This is a genomic window from Spiroplasma syrphidicola EA-1 (genome assembly GCF_000400955.1).
Classification (GTDB): Bacteria; Bacillota_I; Bacilli_A; order Mycoplasmatales; family Mycoplasmataceae; genus Spiroplasma; species Spiroplasma syrphidicola.
Map to the genome: position 1 here is coordinate 727,244 of NC_021284.1, position 19,603 is coordinate 746,846.

13 protein-coding genes are annotated in these 19,603 nt (G+C 29.3%); all 13 read right to left on the bottom strand.

Translation table 4 applies throughout. From position 1 onward, the window contains the following. Positions 1 to 3: 3 nt before the first annotated feature. Complete coding sequence (gene pheT, locus SSYRP_RS03405; protein ID WP_016340914.1) at positions 4 to 2,397, bottom strand: phenylalanine--tRNA ligase subunit beta; 2,394 nt, start codon at positions 2,395 to 2,397, stop codon at positions 4 to 6. A gap of 9 nt (positions 2,398 to 2,406) precedes the next feature. Then, the gene (pheS, locus tag SSYRP_RS03410; protein ID WP_016340915.1) at positions 2,407 to 3,444 is read right to left on the bottom strand and encodes a phenylalanine--tRNA ligase subunit alpha; all 1,038 of its coding nucleotides are present in this window, start codon (positions 3,442 to 3,444) and stop codon (positions 2,407 to 2,409) included. Positions 3,445 to 3,743: 299 nt separating this feature from the next. Further along, on the bottom strand, positions 3,744 to 6,950 hold the full coding sequence (locus tag SSYRP_RS03415) for an ABC transporter permease (RefSeq protein WP_016340916.1): 3,207 nt from the start codon (positions 6,948 to 6,950) through the stop codon (positions 3,744 to 3,746). Positions 6,951 to 6,965: 15 nt separating this feature from the next. Beyond that, a complete protein-coding gene (locus tag SSYRP_RS03420; RefSeq protein WP_016340917.1) occupies positions 6,966 to 8,483 on the bottom strand; it encodes an NAD(P)H-hydrate dehydratase in 1,518 nt (505 codons plus the stop codon). A 114-nt stretch (positions 8,484 to 8,597) separates the two neighbouring features. Beyond that, positions 8,598 to 9,548, bottom strand: coding sequence for a hypothetical protein (locus SSYRP_RS03425; protein WP_016340918.1), 951 nt, complete (start codon positions 9,546 to 9,548; stop codon positions 8,598 to 8,600). 57 nt (positions 9,549 to 9,605) lie between these two features. Beyond that, the gene (locus tag SSYRP_RS03430; RefSeq protein ID WP_016340919.1) at positions 9,606 to 10,295 is read right to left on the bottom strand and encodes a M48 family metallopeptidase; all 690 of its coding nucleotides are present in this window, start codon (positions 10,293 to 10,295) and stop codon (positions 9,606 to 9,608) included. Between the two features lie 47 nt (positions 10,296 to 10,342). After that, positions 10,343 to 11,689, bottom strand: coding sequence for an MFS transporter (locus SSYRP_RS03435; protein WP_041614556.1), 1,347 nt, complete (start codon positions 11,687 to 11,689; stop codon positions 10,343 to 10,345). Positions 11,690 to 11,946: 257 nt separating this feature from the next. After that, on the bottom strand, positions 11,947 to 13,224 hold the full coding sequence (locus SSYRP_RS03440) for a lipoprotein (RefSeq protein WP_016340921.1): 1,278 nt from the start codon (positions 13,222 to 13,224) through the stop codon (positions 11,947 to 11,949). A 66-nt stretch (positions 13,225 to 13,290) separates the two neighbouring features. Next, positions 13,291 to 14,004: a hypothetical protein gene (locus SSYRP_RS03445; RefSeq protein ID WP_016340922.1), complete on the bottom strand. Its 714-nt coding sequence runs from the start codon at positions 14,002 to 14,004 to the stop codon at positions 13,291 to 13,293. A 286-nt stretch (positions 14,005 to 14,290) separates the two neighbouring features. Then, positions 14,291 to 16,861 carry an endo-beta-N-acetylglucosaminidase gene (locus SSYRP_RS03450; RefSeq protein ID WP_016340923.1) on the bottom strand — a complete coding sequence of 857 codons (2,571 nt, stop codon included), beginning with the start codon at positions 16,859 to 16,861 and terminating at the stop codon, positions 14,291 to 14,293. Positions 16,862 to 16,865: 4 nt separating this feature from the next. After that, positions 16,866 to 17,771 (bottom strand): hypothetical protein, encoded by a 906-nt coding sequence (locus tag SSYRP_RS03455; protein ID WP_016340924.1) that lies wholly within the window; start codon positions 17,769 to 17,771, stop codon positions 16,866 to 16,868. Next, positions 17,771 to 18,484, bottom strand: coding sequence for an ATP-binding cassette domain-containing protein (locus tag SSYRP_RS03460; RefSeq protein WP_041614477.1), 714 nt, complete (start codon positions 18,482 to 18,484; stop codon positions 17,771 to 17,773). The genes SSYRP_RS03455 and SSYRP_RS03460 overlap by 1 nt, the downstream gene beginning before the upstream one ends. A 109-nt stretch (positions 18,485 to 18,593) precedes the next feature. Then, complete coding sequence (locus SSYRP_RS03465) at positions 18,594 to 19,484, bottom strand: hypothetical protein (protein WP_016340926.1); 891 nt, start codon at positions 19,482 to 19,484, stop codon at positions 18,594 to 18,596. Positions 19,485 to 19,603 lie beyond the last annotated feature (119 nt).

A 19,603-nucleotide genomic window follows, 5' to 3' on the forward strand; every position in this document is an offset into this window, starting at 1 on the left:
AATCTAACGAATTACAATTTTTAGTTTTGTTAAATGTTCTTTAATTTTATCAAATTCAAGATTAATCTCTTGTTCTGTTAATTGATGAGTAAGGTTATTAAATGTGAAGCTAATTGTTAAAGCAACTTCATCGCTCATCGTTTTCGGATCACGATATTTATCAATTACTCTGACATCAGTTAAATAATTAACTCCAGTAATAATTTGATTTTTAATTAAACCATATTGTTGATCACCTTTTAATAAAATTGAGATATCTCGTGATGATGGGGTAAATTTTGAAACTTCTTGAAATTTAACAACTTGATGATTTGCTTTAAAAATAATATCAAACTGAAATTCACAAAAATAGGTTGGATTTAAATCATGTTCTTTTTGATATTGGGGGTGAATTACCCCAATAATTCCTAATAATTGATTATGATAATAAATTAAACTTGTCCGATATGGATGATAAACTGTACTTGCTGGGGCAAGACGATAATCTAACGCTGCTAAATCAAGCCCTTCTTTGGCACAAAAACCTTCAAATAATCCTTTCATATAATAGAATGAATTATCAATTTTTTCTTTTGTTACTAAATTATTAATAATTTCATTTTGGGCAATAAAAGCACCGTGATAATAACTATCCCCTTGATTGACATAAACTTTTTCCACAGTAAATAATTTAATATTGTTATTATTACGGGTATTATTATAAATTCCAGCTTCTAATAAACTATTTAATAAGCTAACGCGCATCATTTCATGTTCTTGTGATAATGGTGATAATAATTGATAAGGTTTTTTGTAATTAAAGAAATTAAATTGTTCTATTTCGGTTTGCGGAACCAATGAATAGGTTTTGGCTTGGTAAAATCCTTGATTTAATAAGAAATTTTCAAAATTTTGAATTGTTTTTTCACTTGCCAGTCTTTTTTTTGCCAAGTTTGGAACAACCGGTGGTTTGGCGATAATCTCATCATAACCATATAATCGAGCAATTTCTTCAATTAAGTCGGCTTTTTGTTGAATATCTGTTCTTGTTGCTGGACTAATAATCTCAAATTTGTTTTCGCCACTATCCGCAACACTAAATCCTAATGGTGTTAAAAGATTTTTTATTTGTTCACTATTAAACTGATGACCAATTAAAGCATTAATTTCAGTTAAAGTTATTGCTAATGAAACTGGTTTTTCACTGTATTCTCTAACATAATTAACTGTTGATAATTCTGCCAAAAAACGGTGCTCTTCTAATAACATTAAAAAACGACTTAAACCAAAATTAACTGTTGAACTACTTAATGGTTTTAAATAACGTTGTAAATTAATATTACTAATCCCTACTTTGCGTTGTTGACGACGCATTAACAAATGATTAACTTTCAATGCTAAAATTGTTATTTCCGTAGTTGTTGAACTAACTAAATAATTAGGATTAACTCTAACCCCAACTAGTTCAACAAAATCATCGCCATCTAAAATAACTAAATCCCCTTTTGCAATCTTAAATTCCGCATTTTCATAATCGGTTGTGATTCGTAAGCCGGTTTTAATTTTGTGATAGTCATAAACAATAATTGGTTGGCCTGTTTCAATTGTTGTTTGAATTTGTAAATCATCAAGCGGTTTAGCAATATCAGAACAATATTGATTAATTTTTAATCAAACTCTCTTTGCTAAGGCTAATGACTGATCAAGATTTTGTAATTTAACATTAACAGCAGAACTTTTGATAATTTCTGGGCTATCAATGATAATTTTTAAATCTTGGTCATATTTTGGTAATTGTTCGGTTGTTTCAATCAATAATGGCAATAATGGTCGGTCAAAAAAAGCAGCTAATTCCCGAGCTAATTCATAAGCACTTAAACAATCACTACGATTCAAAGTTAAATCAACTTCAAAAGCAACATCAGTAAAACCTCAGTCAGTTAAAATATCTTCTTTTCCAATTAAATTATAACCTTCTTCTGATGGTAATTTTAACATTACAATTTCATCTTGTTCTAATTCGGTTAAATATTTTTCAGAAATTCCTAATTCACTAAACGAACACATCATCCCTTCGGAACTATGCCCTTGCACTTCACGGATTTGGATTTCCATCCCATTGGCAAGTTTTGCCCCCGGGCGAGCAACCGCAACATATCCTTCTTCCACCGGATTAGCTGCACCACAAACAATTGGATCAACTAAGTCTTGTTTTGTATCAACTAAACAAAAATTTAAATGCGTATTTGGGATTTTGTTAACAACTTGAATTCGCCCACCAACAACATTAGAATTTTTATTATAATCAACAACACTGTCAACTTCAAAACCAAGTTTATTTAAGGCCTCAACAATATGGTCATTACTAATATTATTTAAATCAAGATATTTTTCTAATCAATTTCGTGTTATTATCATAATTTCCTCCTAGTTAAAATTTCTAAACTGTTCTAAAAATTTAATATTATTAGTGTAAAAACGGCGAATGTCATCAACACCATATTTTAGCATTGCAATTCGTTCAATTCCGATCCCAAAGGCAAACCCTGTTAAATCTTTTGATTGGCCACATGCTTCATAAACTAAGGGATTAATCATTCCGGCTCCCATAATTTCAATTCACCCGGTTTTTTTACAAATTGAACATCCTTGTCCCCCACAGCAAATGCAAGTCACATCGACTTCAACTGATGGCTCGGTAAATGGGAAAAAACTTGGTCTTAATCTTGTTTTAGCATTCTCGCCAAACATTCTTTCACAAAAATACTGAATTGTTCATTTTAAATTAGCAAAACTAATATTTGGAGCAACTAAAAAACCATCAATTTGCATAAACTGGTGAGAATGAGTTGCATCATCATCATCACGGCGATAAGTATTACCAGCCGAAATTACGGCAATTACCTCTTCGTTATCTTGCATTTGTGATAACATTCGTGCTGTCATGTTTGTACAATGTGTTCGTAATAATGTTGATTCAGTAATATAAAAAGTATCTTGCATATCACGGGCTGGATGATCTTTTGGGAGGTTTAATTTTTGGAAATTAAACTCATCACTTTCGACTTCTGGTCCAAAAATAACATCATAACCTAAACCATTAAAAACATTAGTAATTTCTTCAATCACTAACATTAACGGATGCCTTCCCGCTGAATTAATATTAAAACCAGGTAAAGTAACATCAATTTTTTCCTCATTTAATTTTGCTGTTAATTCGGCAAGTTCTAATTCCTTACGAGTTGCTTGTCAAAGCGCAGTTAGTTCCCCTTTAATTTTATTTGCTAACTGACCAACGATGAGGCGTTCTTCATGGGGTAAATCTTTCATCCCCTTCAAAAATTCATTTAAAACTGATTTTTTCCCTAAATACTCAACTTGTAAGTTATTAAGTTGTTCAAGGGATGTTGATGACGCGATCGCCTTTTTTGCTTGTGCTAATAAATCATTTAATTGCTGTTCCATAATTTCCTCCTTAAATAAAAAACCTTGTCTATTTAAAAAAATAAACAAGGAGTGAATGTTTCACGGTACCATCCTTTTGCACTAGTTTCCTAGTCTTAATTAGTTTAACGAATTATAAAAATAATCCGGCTGGGATTAGCAGCACTCCTTAGGTGAATTCATTAATATTATCTTAGTTACTCTCACCATCTATAACCTCGCTGAAAGATAACACTTTAACTACTACTCCTAAATCATCGTTTTAAATATTTACTTACTTATTGATATTATAACTGATTTTTTAAAATTATGAAATTATTTTAAATTGTTAATTCCTGCAATTTTCTTTTTTTAATTAAGTACATTGCCAAGACTCAGGCAAACCCTAAAATTGTGGCAATAATGGTTCCTGTTAAAACTGGGGTTTGCCAATTTAGTGGTAAATTTATTACCAACTGATAATTTGTAAACACCATTGCGAGGACAAAGTGTCAAATTAATAGTGATAGTAAATAAGCGGCGAAAAAGGCAAAAATTATTCCTAAAATATAATTACCAATAACAATAAAATTAATGTCCCGCGTACGATAGCCTAATGCTCGCATTGTCAAAATAATATCACTTGCTTCATCAATTACCGAAGTAGTAACAACAGCTAAAATAATAAAAATAATAAGGCCATTTAAAACTTGTAAAATCAATAATGAATTATTAAATAATTCCATTCCTGCTGCTAATAATAATCGTTCCAAATTAATCATCGTTACATTATTAAGGTTAGTAAAACTAGCAACATCGGCAGCATTAAAATTATTCGTCAAAAGTTGACCGATTGTAACATCTAAATCTTGATTAAAGAGATTAATCGTTAAATTTTGAACTGTTACTTTAAAACTTTGCTTTTGCATTAAAATTTCTTTCAGATTGATTTTTTCTTGAATTAACTGATTTTTTGACAAAAGATTATTATAAAAACTTGGCATAATTGCACCTTGCGCATCACGATAATAACTTTGAATTGCTTGTTCACTGATAAAAATGTTCCGGCGAATTGTATCATCATTAATGATTCCTTTAACAACTATTGCAATTGGAAAAGAACCAATTGCATTTTTAACAACAAATTGATAATGATCATTTACATTTAAATTTGCTAATTTTGCTATTTTTTTTGAAATAATGGCCGGAATATTAGTTCTTCCGGCTGAAAAATTAATAACTTCGTTAATTACATTTTCCGAAATTCCTGGCAAATAATAAAAATCATCCGCAAGAGTTTGTGATAAACCCTTAATGGTAATATCATCAATTACTGTTTGTTCATTTTCACTTGGTGAAACTGGTAATGTCACCCCTAAAGCTTCTGCTGTTGGATTATACATTAGTTGGTTAAAACTAATAATTGTTTTAACTTTTGTTTGGTCTAATTGAGATGATAATTTTTCAATATTAGTTAATCATCCAGGTAAATTTTCAGCAGCCCCACAACTTTTGACAAATTTGATAATAGCTAATAAGTCATCAAAATAAATCGACTGATAAATTGGTTGATATGAAGCAAACTTTGCCAAATCTTTGCATTCCCCACCTTCAATAATACTTTGTACTAAACTATGAAAATTTTGAAGCGATTCTTGGGCTGTTTGTTCAGCATTTAATGTTGGTATTAAACGAAAATTATCAACATTTAATAGTTGTAAAGTTTCGTGACCACCAATATTTTTAACTTCACTAGCCGTTAATTTTGTCCCAAAATCAAATTTATGATCAACACTATTTTGATAAATTAAATTGGTACGAACTGTTAATTGTTTAAAAATATCACTAGCATTAAATTGGAGAATAAAAAGTAAAGAAGATATAAAGAAAATTACCATCACTATTAATCATTTACTAAAAGTTCGCATCATAAAAGATAATTGTAGCCGAAAGAGAAACGGGGCTTTAACTGTGATAGTTTTTAAAAAAGTTTCAAAAAAAGTAATGCGTTTTTTGGAAGCTAAATTAATTAAATCTAAACTAGGTAATTTTAAGTGCAATAAAATTAAACCAAATGATATTACGGTAAATAAAACTGGCATCGCGACAAATAACAAAACAAGGAATCATCACGCAATATAAATTAAATCAAAAGGAACCAACAGACCAATCGTATATAATTTGTTAACATACATTTGAATTGGAAGACTAATCGCATAACCAACTAGGGCTCCTAATAGCATCGTGATAAAAAATTTCACAGTAAAAACTCAAGCTAATTCGGCAGTTCGATAACCAAAAGCTTTAAAAATCCCAATTTGGCGACGAGTTTTATTCATTTCTTTTTTCATTGCATAATTAATGAAAATAAAGCCTAATCCTAATAAAACACTTCCCATCACAGCATAAAGAATAATTTGCAAATTAATATTTTGCATTTGGACAGCAAGACCACTTTCGTTAAAAGATAGCAACGTTCCAGAAGGATTAACAAAAACTTGTCCTAATGCTTTTTTCAACGATAACAATGTTTCTGGATCAGAATTATTTAGTTTTATCATTACCATTTGCTGGGTTGAAAAAACATAATCTAACGCTTTTTCACGCTCTTTAACTCAAGAACTTCCTAATAATTGATAAATTTTACTTTGCGGTAAATAAATAACACCATAATTGTTCAATCCACTAGTATTGGCATGATTTGAACCAATCGGTTCTATTCTTAACATTGTATTTAAAGTACTAGCGATCCCACTAACTGTAAAACTTGGGGCATTATCCCCTAAACTAACTTCACTCCCAATGCTTAAGTTATGCTGTTTGGCAAATAAACTACTAACTGCGATTGTATTATCCTCACCTGGCAGTTGACCAGCAAAAAGATGAAGTTGATTAAAATTTGCAACTTTGCTATTTGTTAAATCAATTAAGGGTGTTGGAACAAAATTTAAAGTCAGATTATCGTTTTTAGTACTTTTAGCAATTAGTTCATTGGAAATAGCAAAACCTCAATCCAAGCGTGGTGATTTTAAAATACGAAATAATAATTCATTTCAACGATTATAATTAAATTTTCCTAAATAAGCTACGCCACTTGGTGTTAAACCATCATGAGACATTTTTCCCTGATTTTGATAAACATCATTTAATTTTTTAGTAATTGCTAAGTCTTCACAATTAGTTCGATTAGCAGGATTACTATTGTTTGCACAAGTTTTTTTAACATTAACTCATCATTCACTATTTTTATCAATAATACTGTCCCCACTATCAGTTACTGTTTCAACATTACCATCTTGATTAACAAAAATATTATTTAGATAGTAATCTTGAATAAACTTTGCTTTATATGGGCTTCGACCAGTAAAATAAAAATCTCATTCTTGTGAACTATTGGCAATATTATTATAAATAATTTTAAATTGAAGAGCTCCGGATAAAACTCCAGCAAATGTTGCAACAATAATAACAATAAATAAAATTAAGCCAATTGCTTCAATTCAATTTTTAAAATACGCTTTTAAATAACTTTTTAAAATTTGACGCATTATTTTTTCCCTTCATTAATAATTACTGTTTATTAGTTGGGCAATGACATTTCCAATTTTATTAACAACATCTGTTGCTAAAACCGGTTTTTTAGTTTGGGCCACTAAATCACCACAAAAACCATGTAAATAAACTGCTAGGTAACTAGCTGTTAAATTATTATAACCCTGGCCACAAAGACTGGCAATCAAACCTGTTAAAGCATCCCCCATTCCGGGTGTTGCCATATATGGATTTCCCGTTGAATTAATATATGTCACTTCCCCATCAGTAATAATTGTTTGATAACCCTTTAAAACAACAATAATTTTATATTTGCTTGCCAATTCTTGTGCTAATGCTACACGATCTGATAAAACTACTTCTAGCGGTTTATTAATTAACCGAGCAAATTCTTGGGGATGGGGAGTAATAATACCACGGTTCTTTAGTTTTCGTAATAATTCAGGGGTTAAAACATTAATTCCATCGGCATCAATTACAATTCGACCTTCATAATTGTCTAAAACTAGTTTTAATAAATTTAAAGTTCGTTCGGTGCGACCAGTGCCGGGACCAAAAATAACAACATTTATTACTTTTTCTAATAAATCAAGAATTTTTGATCGATCATTTGCATCACAATACGTCATTTCAAGGACAGTATTAACTAAATAAGTCCGTAATTCTTGGGGAATAACTCAAGTCAAGTGGCCAGCCCCTGCTTGGATTGCCATATTAGCCGCAATTGTTCCAGCATTTAAATAATCATTGTTTGAACCAAATAACATTAATTTCCCATAATTTCCCTTATTTGTAACAAGCGGTCTCGGCGTTATTTTAACATTATCCACAATAAAAATTTTATTATCAATTATTTGATTACAGAATTCATTAATCTTTTCTTGTTCAAAATCAAGGGTAGTTAAAGTAATTTTGCCCAAAAATGGGATAATTTGATAATTAATAAATGCTGTTTTATAAATAAAAAATGTAACTGTACGACTAGCTTTAATCGCAACAGATGGGGTTTTCTGTTCATCATTTATAATACCACTGGGAATATCACACGCCAAAATTGGTTTATTACTTTTATTAATATCAGTAATTAATTCTTGTAATTTTTTCGCCATGTTTCCCTCAAAACCAAGCCCAAAAATGCAGTCAATAATTTCTTCACATTCCGTGATTCATTCTTGATATTCATTATTATCTAAGTAGCAAGTCGCAATCTTATCTTGCTGAGCAATTAAATTAGTTCAGTGTTTATTAACTGGTGTTTGGTGAGCCAGAAAATCTAATTTTGGCGCACAAAAAACAACTTTAACATTATTTCCAACATTCTTTTCAACAATCATTTGGGCTAGCGCTAATCCTTGGGCCCCATTATTACCTCACCCTACAAAAATTAGATATTTTCGTGGTTGGGGTGATAGAAACGATAATAAACTTGTTGCTGTTTTAGCAATTAAGTTAAGACTTGAAACTTTATAATTGTCCATAATAATTTGTTCAAGGCGATAGAATTTTTCTGTTGTTCCAATATAAATCATATGTTTCATCTCCCTATTATCTGCAAGGATTATCATGTAAAAACTATACTATTATTTTATTCCTTTTTTGTTTGGAACTAAACAAAAAATAAAAAAAATAGTAATTTTAAAAAACTATTTTTTTTGACTAGGATTTTTTATTATATTATTTTGATATTTGACACGTTTAATAATTGCGAAATAAAAACCAAAATATAATCCACTCATAATAAGAATGAAGGCAAAATAAATTAAGAACGTTTGCGCCCCCATTGGTAATGCTCCGGCAGTATATGTCGCATCTGGATTTGTAAATTCCATAAAATCATAGGGGAAATATCCAGAATAAGACATATCAGGAAATAATTTTCAAGCATGACTAGCCTTGAAAATATAACCTAAAATTGTAAAAATAACGTAATACCCGATAATCGCTGCCCCAGCATAACCTCATCAGCTTAACATTTTACGGCGATTATAAATAAAAGTTGCTTTATGTTGATAAAATAATAAAAAATAAATTACCCCAGCAATTGGAACTAATGAGTGTTGTAAAAACATACTCATTCAATGGTTTCATGCTCATGTTTGATAATCTTTTGTAATAAATAGCGATAAGTTATAGAAAAAAATTGTGAATCCCATAATAACTATCGTTCATAACCCAAAATAACTATTATCATATTTACCATTTCCTTCATGGTTCGTATTAAAAGCTGAATTTAAGAAAAATGCTGAAAAAATAATTGTTGAATAAGATGTGTATAGAAAAATATTACGAAAATAGACCTGAAAGACACATTGAAAGACCGATCAACTTTCTAATTCGGCTAATGTTGTGTTATATTTTGCGACTCAAAAGTCGGGAAAAACATGATTAGCACGGAATCATAAGATTCTTGCAACTTGAAAAGATGAAAAAATAATCATTGATAAAATTGGTAAGAACCCAATTAATAATTTCACCCAAAATCGTCAATTTTTTGATAATTCAATAATATTTTGTTTATAGTTAATTTTATGTTTAATTTTATGTTTAATTTTATGTTTAATTTTATGTGTTGCTATCGTTGATGTTTGATCCATTTTAGCAGCTCCTTTATGGTTTTTTTTACCTTATATATTATAACCTATATTTATAATTTAAATTCCTGGTCTTTTTAAAATATTCATTTTTTCCCGGTAAGTTGGGAAATATTTCTCAACATAATGTCAAAATGCTTTTGAATGGTTGTGATGAACCAGGTGAGATAGTTCATGGACAATAACATATTCTAAAACGCTTGGATCAAAATGAATTAATTTAATATTTAAAACAATTTTTTTACTTTCAGGATAACATACCCCTCATTTGCGTTTCATTGATTTAACAGTCAAATTTTTATATTCTAAATCCATTATTTTTGCTCATTTATTAAGTAGCTGTTCAAATTTATAATAAAATTTTTGCTTTAAAAAGGTATGAATCCGTTTAATATTTTCTTCTTCACTCCCTGCTGTTTTAATTAAAAAAGCTTCATGATCAATAATTTTGCTATAAACATTATCAGAAGTTAATTGTAACGGATATTTTTGATCAAACAAGATTAAATAACCAGTACCAGCCTGATTTCAATAAATTTTACGATAATTATTATGATCATTAACAACGCTTAAAATTTTCTTAATATTTTTATATAGAAGCATTTCAATTTCTCAATCCTGGGCATGGGCAGGAGCTGAAATTTTAATTTCGCCACTAGAAACATTTAAAACAATATTTTTTTGTTTTTTTATTGTTAAGTAATATGGAATTGTTGTCCCTTGATAAGACAAATACTTTGCCATTGCCATTAAGAATAACCTCCCCAATTAATTAGTAATTGACAAATAAAAACCACTTATTGTGGTTTATGATAATCATCATTATATGGATCAAAATTGTTTGGCCCAGTTTGATTGCTATTATTAGCAGTTGGGTTTTTTGTAATATCTTGACGATATTTTTGCCCTGCTGAATAAATTTTCTCAATATCTCCTAAAAATACTTTTCCATCATAAGAATTATCAACTTTTGCATTTGGATTAACACGTTGTTTTCCAGTTGGTAATGGTACTTGGCGAATTTTTTCTTCTAGTGAGCGAGTATCAATTGTTTGACTTTGTTTTGAACGAGGAATAATTATTGGCCCTTGATATTTTTCCGGTTTTGGTTTAGCAGTATTATTATTAGCAAAATTAGGCTTATAGGAATCATGATGCTTAATAATATCACCTTTTTGGACAAAATCACCACGTTGTTCAATTGCAACACCACGAGTTGATTCATCAATAACTCCTTTTGTTTCATCAACTGTACGTAAATATTGCCCATTGGGACCAACACTAATAACTGGTTTTACTGGCCCTTGTGGTGCTTGGGGGTTTTTTCAACGACTATTATTCATTTTTTCATAACCCTCATCAACAATTTGGGCTGAACCTTCTTCTGTAAATTTAGTACTTTGATACATTTTTTCTTTTAAGCGTTCAACTTTACTTTTTAAATCATCACGTTGTAAACCTCTATTAGGGTTTTGTTGAGGATTTCCCATTTCAGCGCGACGTTTTTCAATATCTTGTTGAGAAACTGATTCTTTACGAGGAATAATTCCTGATGCCCCAATTTTACCAGTTGCTAAATTAATTGCTTTTAAGCGGTTTTGTTGATCTTCATTTAGCCCAGTTTTTCCTTTGGCAACTGTTAAATAACCAATAGCAAATCATGATCCAAAAAAAGTAAATGCTGGGCCTAAAAATAAAATTACAATTCAGGGACTTAAATCAATTCCTAGGTTAAAACTTGGTTGAGCAGTTATTGGTTTTGCTGCTAAAATAATTAGTGTTGCCGTTAATGCTAATGTTACTGCCCCTAAAATAAAACTTCATGCGACCCCAAATTTTTTAAAACCATTAATTTTTGATAAACAAACTGGAATTAAATACAATAAAACAAGGACAGCTGAAATGGCAATTAAAATCCCACCAACTATTTCTGGTTTTGCAACAATGTTTGCAAAAAGTTGCAAATTATTTCCTGACATTTTATAAACTGCTGTTGCTATACCATTTAAAATAATTTGTGATAACAATAAAATATCCCCACTTTTAAGCTTAGTAATTAAAATAATTAATAATCCAAAAATAAAGGTACTAAGAACACCTCCTATTATTAATAATGTTAATGATCATGCACGTAATTGTTTCATTTTTTCACCCATCTTTTGCATTGATATGCTCTGCCTAATTAATATTAACCCTATTTTACAAAGATATTATACATTATTTTCTAAGAAAACTCTAATATATTATCTAATTGTTAAAATAAAATGAGAAAAAATCTTTTTTTTGCTTTTTAATATCGTTTAAAAACTAAAAATATCACAAGGTTGTTTATTAAATAGAAAAAGTCCCATTTAGCAAATAGGACTTTTTCTATTTAATTATTGCTTAATACTATTTATTATTATGCAAAATTAACTTTAATATGGTAACTATATGCTGGGCTTTTTGCAAATATATTTACTATTAAAGTTGATTTATCGTGATTACGAAAAATCATTGAACCTGGTTTTGGCGTTAAAATAGCACTAGTTGGCGTAAAATCTGTTACTCAAAAATCTTCTAATAAAACATTTTCGAATTTTGTGGCAAAATCTTTTCCATAATATTTTGCTACTAAATCATGGACTAATTTCGCTTGACTGTTTTGATCATAATGTTCACTTAATGTTTCAATAATTTCATTATTAGGGTCTGTAGCTTTTCAACTTTCAAGAGGGCTATGTGTACTAGTAACATATTTATCATTTTCATCAATAAGAACTGTGAAATTAAATGTTAATGAGCCTTTCGAAAAGATTGTTATTGAAGAATCTTTCTTATTTAGTGTTCCTCCTAAAGTAATTGAACCCTTATTATCTGAAATTTTTGCCTCTACTTTAGGATCAATAGTTTTTGATTCAGAGTATGGACCACTTCCCCCCATCGCATCATATCCAAAATCAGTTAATTTTTGTTGATATAATTCTAATAACGGATTACGAGCTCCAAAGAATTCCATTGCAACAGGAAAAATAGTCATCATCAAAGTTCCCAAATTACCGCTCTCTTTTTGAAAAGCTTCAACTAATCCTTTTGGAAAATAAACTTCATTTAAATTACTTTGTTCAAGTAAATCAGTTCATTCCATTGGTTCATCATTAAGCTCAACTGATGTTCCACTAAATTGCCCTTTTCCTGTTAATTCAATTTTTGTTTCTAATGGTTTGTAAACTAAATCAACATCATCAGTTGTTAAGTTAGTTTGGTTTAGTAAATTAATTGCTTTTAAAATAACATCATTACTAATAATATTGGTAGGCTTACCATTTTCATCTTTTTCATAAAATTTTTTATCAATTCCGGCAATTGAAATTGATTTTTTGGTAATAATTTTACTCAAATCATTTGTCGCTGACTCAATATTTACTGTTTTTGAAATAAAATCAGACTTCGTTGTTACTCCCATATAACGAATTGTGGCTTTAGTTAACCCAGGTAAAAATTTAATTTGTAACTTATCAATATTATTACCATCTTTTTTTAACTGTTCAGCTAAAGAAAAACCATTTGGAATAACTTTATAGCTATCTTTGATATTAAATGTATCCTTGTCGGAAGTTTTTGTATGACATGCAACAACTGCAGTTGCACTAGTTGCTGTTAGTGTAACAGCTCCTAATAAACTTATTAATTTTTTCATTTTGTTTCACTCCTTTAATTAAGTTTTATTTTTTATAGAATATTTTTAATTTAATATTATTTTTTCTTAAAAATAAGGGGGTGCATTCCCCTTTTTAAACTGATTTAAAAGAATTGATTCACGTAAATCAGATACGAGGTTAATTCTTTTAATATTAAATGGAATTAAATAAGTTTCATGATAAAACAGATGATTTTGAGGGTTGTTTTCAATAACAAATAAATAATTAAAATATGTCAGGACTAATTCATCAAAACTATTTAACAATGAAATATTAGTAATTATTTTAAAATAAAATTTAATGCTATAAATAATAATTATTGTTATTAAGAAAAAGAGAATAAATAAGGCATAAAGAAAAACTAAAAAATAATATAAATCATTAAAGGCTTCTAATAAATTAGAAAAAGCTAGTTTGGTTAAAAAAGATCAGTAAAAATTAATAAAAAGTTTATAAAAAATAACAAAAATATTAATTAATCAAAGAAAAATTAAAAGACCATTATTGGCAAAAGTTTTTTTTACTATTAAAATATCGTTATATTTCTGGGAATTAGTTTTATCTTTTAGTTTTTTATGCAATTGAATTAATAATGCCATGTAAATAACAAATAACGTAAAAATTATTAAGATATAGCTAATATTGAAAAGACTGTAACTAAGATTATTAATTGGAAAAAAATGATTAAATAGTAATATCAGCAAATTATTTAAGACAATAACAAAGGCAACAATACTGATAAAAAATATTGAATACTGTGTTCTTTTAAGTGTTCTCATAAAATTCCCCATTTATCTTTAATATTTTTAAAATTATATAATAATTTAACTTTAGTCCTCTGCTAAAATTATAGTAACTTAGTAAACTTGAAAAATTTTTGGTAAATTTTGGTTATTTTCTTATGATTTTTTCACAAGGAAAAATAAAAAAATAACTTTTAGTAAGTTATTTTTAAAATCACTGATTAAGATTAATAAATCAAACTAGATATTGACTCACGATCTTATTCAAGCACAATTACCATTTCTATTGCTTTTTCACTAATTAATTGAAACATAATTATCTTTAATTTATCGTTCAACTTTGATAAGTTGATTTATTAGGATTATCTCTATTTACTGTCTTAATTATAATTTTACTATTTGCTTGTAAATCTAAACTATGAAGATAATAATTACGATTTGTTGTTTGGCCTAAATAATAATACGCCCCATTCCCATTCTCCAAATAAATTTGATAATAACTGATTTCATCACGTAAATTTTCGTTAATTGTTCAATTTAAGCGAATATTATATTTGTCATCGCGATAAATACTATATTCATTGTTTAAATTAGTTATGTAATTACCATTTATTGTATTAACTGTTGTTGGGGCTGGCAGATTAAGATTGTGAACTTTAAATTCCCCAACATTCATTTTAACTGGAGTTTTTGCTCCATTTGTTGTTGGACTTATTGCTAAACCAAGTTTAGCAATTTTTTGATCACTTTTTAAAACAATATTTTGACTAATATTAGCTGTTAAATCTATTCAATTATTTGCTAAATCTTTTAATTTAACATCATTAATGTTAACTGTTGAGCCATCATTTAATGTAACAACTGGTACTATATTAAAGTATTTTTTTAATTCGGTTCTATTTCAATTATTAAGTTTGATTTTAAAATTAAGTTCTTTGGCACTACTTTGATAATTAGTCCCCATAATATTTCAGACAATTGGTTGGTCAATTATTCCTGGGATTACTTTTCCATTCTCATCAAAGCCACTTCCTAAAGCAAGCGAATTGCCCTTTTGGTAAGCATCATAATAATCGTAATAACCTTTAACGGTCTTCACCTGTTCATTATTATTATTATTAATTGTTTTATGAATATCTCATTTATAAGTTGGCTGGGTATCTGTTAGCCGACGGTTATTTCATGGGTAATTTTTAATAACTGTTCCATCATCGTTGACAAATAATTGTCCCTGCCCAGTTGAAAAATTAGTTTTGAATTCAGCCAAAGCATCAGGATCATTATCAAATAAAACCGTATTTTCTAAAACAACATTTCCAACACCATAACTCATGTGGGAAACATCAAAATTGGAATCAAGGGAAATTGAACCATGATCATCATTACTTAAAAAGCGATTGCGGCCAGTGTAAATCATATCATCATATTCATTTTGAAGCATTACTGCATATAAGTCATTTTTTAAGCTAATTTTTGGTTGTTTATCTAAATAACTACGGGCCAAATCAGTTGCGGTTGAAGAGGCAAAAATACTCAATGAATTAACATTCTTACCCGAAAAAGCTCACTTATTTTTTCGTAAATCATCATTTTCTTTAATCACATCAGTATAAGGCTGATTTGTTGCTGGATCTAAATGTAATTGCGTTAAGTCCCGAATATCACGAGTTCCAATCCGCTTTTCATTATAAAATATTTCGTTATTAATCCAGCCACCAAGATTATACATATTATAAAGGTCCAGGGGATTATAATTTGGGTTATGGCTTGATCATTTAATAGTTTCATTTGGATAAACATAAAAGTCTTGTTGAAAATGACCATCAGTTGCTTTTGCTAATTGATCAGCTAAGACATCATAAACTTGGCCATTATCTAAATACTTTAGATTACCGTAATTGCGATAACTAATGATTTGTAAATTTTTAATAGCAGGGTCTGAACTACTTTTTACCTTGTTCATAAACTGATTAATAATCCCGGTTGCACCACTAATATCCATAATAAAACCATCTGGGGCCCCACCATTTGGTTCATAATTTCAAAACCAACCATCAAAACCAAGATATTTTGCCATTGCGATTAAAACATCAACAATTAAATAATTACCATTACTATCTTTGGCCAAAAAATCAGTTAGCATACTTCTTGTTAAACCATTATAACCGTCTAAATAAATATTACCGTACATTTTCGTTCCATTAATATGCGCAGCATTAACAGCATCTGCTGGTGGGGGTACAATAATTCCTTCATCAGCGGCTCCGGCTCACGCAGTAAAAGTATTAACATACTGTCAATTATTAAAATTATAGTTAAATAAACGGTTTGTTCCGACAACGGTACTTTCCCCACTTGTACTACGAACTGCTAAACCCATATTCATTGTTTTAACCGTCGGATCTTGTTTTGTTACTCATTTTCCAGCTACTTTTTTTGTTTTCAATAATTTTTGATCACTTTGATTATATTTTAAATCTTGATCAACTGCGGGATTTCAATCTAAAATACTATTAATTTGGGAAAATAGCAAATTACGATCACGTTCACCAAAGTCTTTGCGATAGTTCCCATTCGGTAAATAAGCGGCATTTAACGGTGCCCCTGTTACGGCTTGCTTATAAATACCCTTTGGATTTTTATAACCAGTATTAAAATTACGATAATTAAGATAGCGTTCTGAATTATCAACTCTTAATTGACCACTATTAATAACTGAATTTGAAATTGATGTTGGTTGATAGGCACTAAAATATGGTTCTTCTTGTTTTCAATCATAACTAGGCAAACTTGCTAAATCGGGTCCTAAAAACGAATAAGAGCAACCGACTAAACTTGTCACTGGTGGGATAATTAGGCTAACTGTTCCGAGGAAACTTAGTAACTTTTTCATCGCTCTATCCCCGGTTATTCCAGTTAAAAGTGAAAAAGGAAATTGTTAGTAAACCTAATCCATAGCCTAACCCACCAAAAATTGGTCCATATAAATTTGTAAAACTAATCATCGTGGTCTTCATACCCGGATTGGCCAAAATATAATCAATATTGCCACCCGCGACCGATAAAAATGTTGCTCATGCCCCATATTTTTGCGGAATCAAATACGATAAAATAATAAAAACTTTTGGTGCTTCCCCCATAATTGTTGGACCTAGAAATAGATCAGATAACGGGATACAAACAATTAAAATTAAAATCGTTAAACTTTGGCACAATGGTACACTACGCAGAGCTCCTGCAATAATACTTGCAATCCCAATACTAGTAATAACAACAATTGAACAACCTAAGAAAAAGCCAAACCAAGCCATGAAGACTTGTGTTGATGAACCATAATTAAAAAAACTAAAAGTTTCTAGAAAAATATTACTATTTTTTGTCCCAATAAATTCGCCAAGAATTAACATGATAAAAATACCAAGTAAAATTGCTGACATTCCTAAAATATAACCGACAATTCAAATTGATAATAAAAATTGTCACTTATTGGTTCCTAAAATATTAATCCGTTTTAAAAAGATTGAAGCTTTTCATTCAGAAATTAAAGTATTAATTAAGATTCCAATCCCAAAACCAGGAATTAACAAATACCCAGCAACAATTGGGGGTAATGGTTTATTAATTCCCCCATATGATTGAAAGACATAAATTACGACCAAGAAAATAATTGGAATGACATAAACATAGATATAAGTTCGAAAACTTTTAAAAATTGATAAAAATAATAGACTTAAGTTTTTTCTTAAAAATAAGTTAAACTCAAAATAATTCGTTTTCACTTTTTGTCAATAATTATCTAACATTACACAACCACTCCCATTTCTTGATAATATTGCTCCATAAAATTGCGGACACTACCATATTTTTGTTTAATTTCTGTTAATGGGGCATCAACAATTAATGTTCCTTTTTCTAATAAAATAATACGTTCACAGACTTCCTCAACTTCTTCAGGATGATGTGAAACTAAAATTAAAGTTTTATCAGGGTGTTCTTTTAGATAGGTTTTAAAAAAAGCAATTAATTTCATTTGCATTTTTAAATCCAGCCCAGTAATTAACTCATCTAAAATAATAATTTCTGGTTGATTAATAACTGCTAACATTGCATTAAAGCGTTGTTTTTCCCCTCCTGATAAATTATTTAAATCTTTTTTTAAATATGGCTCAACTTCAAAAATCTCAATTAATTTTTTTAATCAAGCACTGTTACGATCTTTTTTATTTGTATAATAATTAATAATAATTTTAGGTGTAACTCCTTTTGGCCAGTACCCTTCTTGAAATTGCAGTCCTAACCGTTTCATTTTTGATCCTTGAGTATGGACCTTGGCTGTTCCTGAAGATGGTTTTGTAATTCCGGCAATAATTTCAATTAAAGTTGTCTTTCCACTTCCGTTTGCCCCTAAAATTGCGATTTTTTCTCCTTTCATTATATCGAGACTTAAATCCTTAATAATGACTAAGTCCTTAACCTTTTTGTGCAAATTTTTTATTTCTATCCTTTTCCCATTCATAGGGTAATTATATCGTAATTTTTTAATTATCGGTAAGTTAATATTTTTTTTATTTTGTTTTTTAAAGAAAAAAAGAAAAAAAGAGGAAATTTTCCTCTCTTTTTTTGTTCTATGCTTGGATTAACATGTGATAAATTCCAGTTGCATCTGCTGATGAAAATGAAACATACACAAGTTCTTCATTAATAACTTCGAATTCACCATATTCAGCACCAACAACCCCCGGATTAGTTCCATCTACTTTTGAAACTTTTTCTACGTTAATTGTTTTAATGTTTGTTTTTAACTGACTATTAATTGTGCTGATTACTAATTTAATAAATTCCTCATTATTTCTGAAAAGATCTCTAACTTGGAAACCAACATAATCAAATCCTAAGTCTGGTAAAGCAATATTTGAAATAAAGTTATCATCAGTATGTTCAATTGATTGCCCCACTGAGAATTCAATGTTATAAAGATTATAAAATCCTCCGGCAATTTGGAATCATGCTAATTCTTGACTTTTTAGAAATGAATCCATTTCCATTGTTTTTTCAACACCATCAAGAACTATTTGCGCTGATAAACCAAACTGATAATTATCATACTCTGATGGTCCAGTTACTGTTGCTGTTAAGCTAAGAACTTCATATGTTTTAGCATGTAAAATTTCATCTAGAATTGGTCCAAGATTAATTGCATGACCTGGTATTGCAGTATTATTAAAATGAGATTCCCCAGCGGTTACTTCAAAACTTGTCGCATTTAATTCAGCTAATTGGTTTTTAGTTGTTTCAATAAAATCAACTAAACTTTCTGTAAAATCAAGCTCTCCTTCAACAAGGGTTCCTGGATTATTTGGATCCACAAATCCTTTTAAATCAAGACTATGCTTAACTTCAATCATTTCTTTTGCATCATCATTAATGTGTAAAACATTTTCTGTTGATGTTACCACTGGAGCTACTCCGGCTGCCGGTGTATTCATTAAACTTAAAATTACTAATAAACTTTTCATAGTTTTTACCTTCTACTAAACCCACCCATATCCCAACCATAATATTTTGTGATATTTGATACAATTTGATATTGATAAACTATTTTGATTTATTTTGATATTTAATGATAAATTATAAT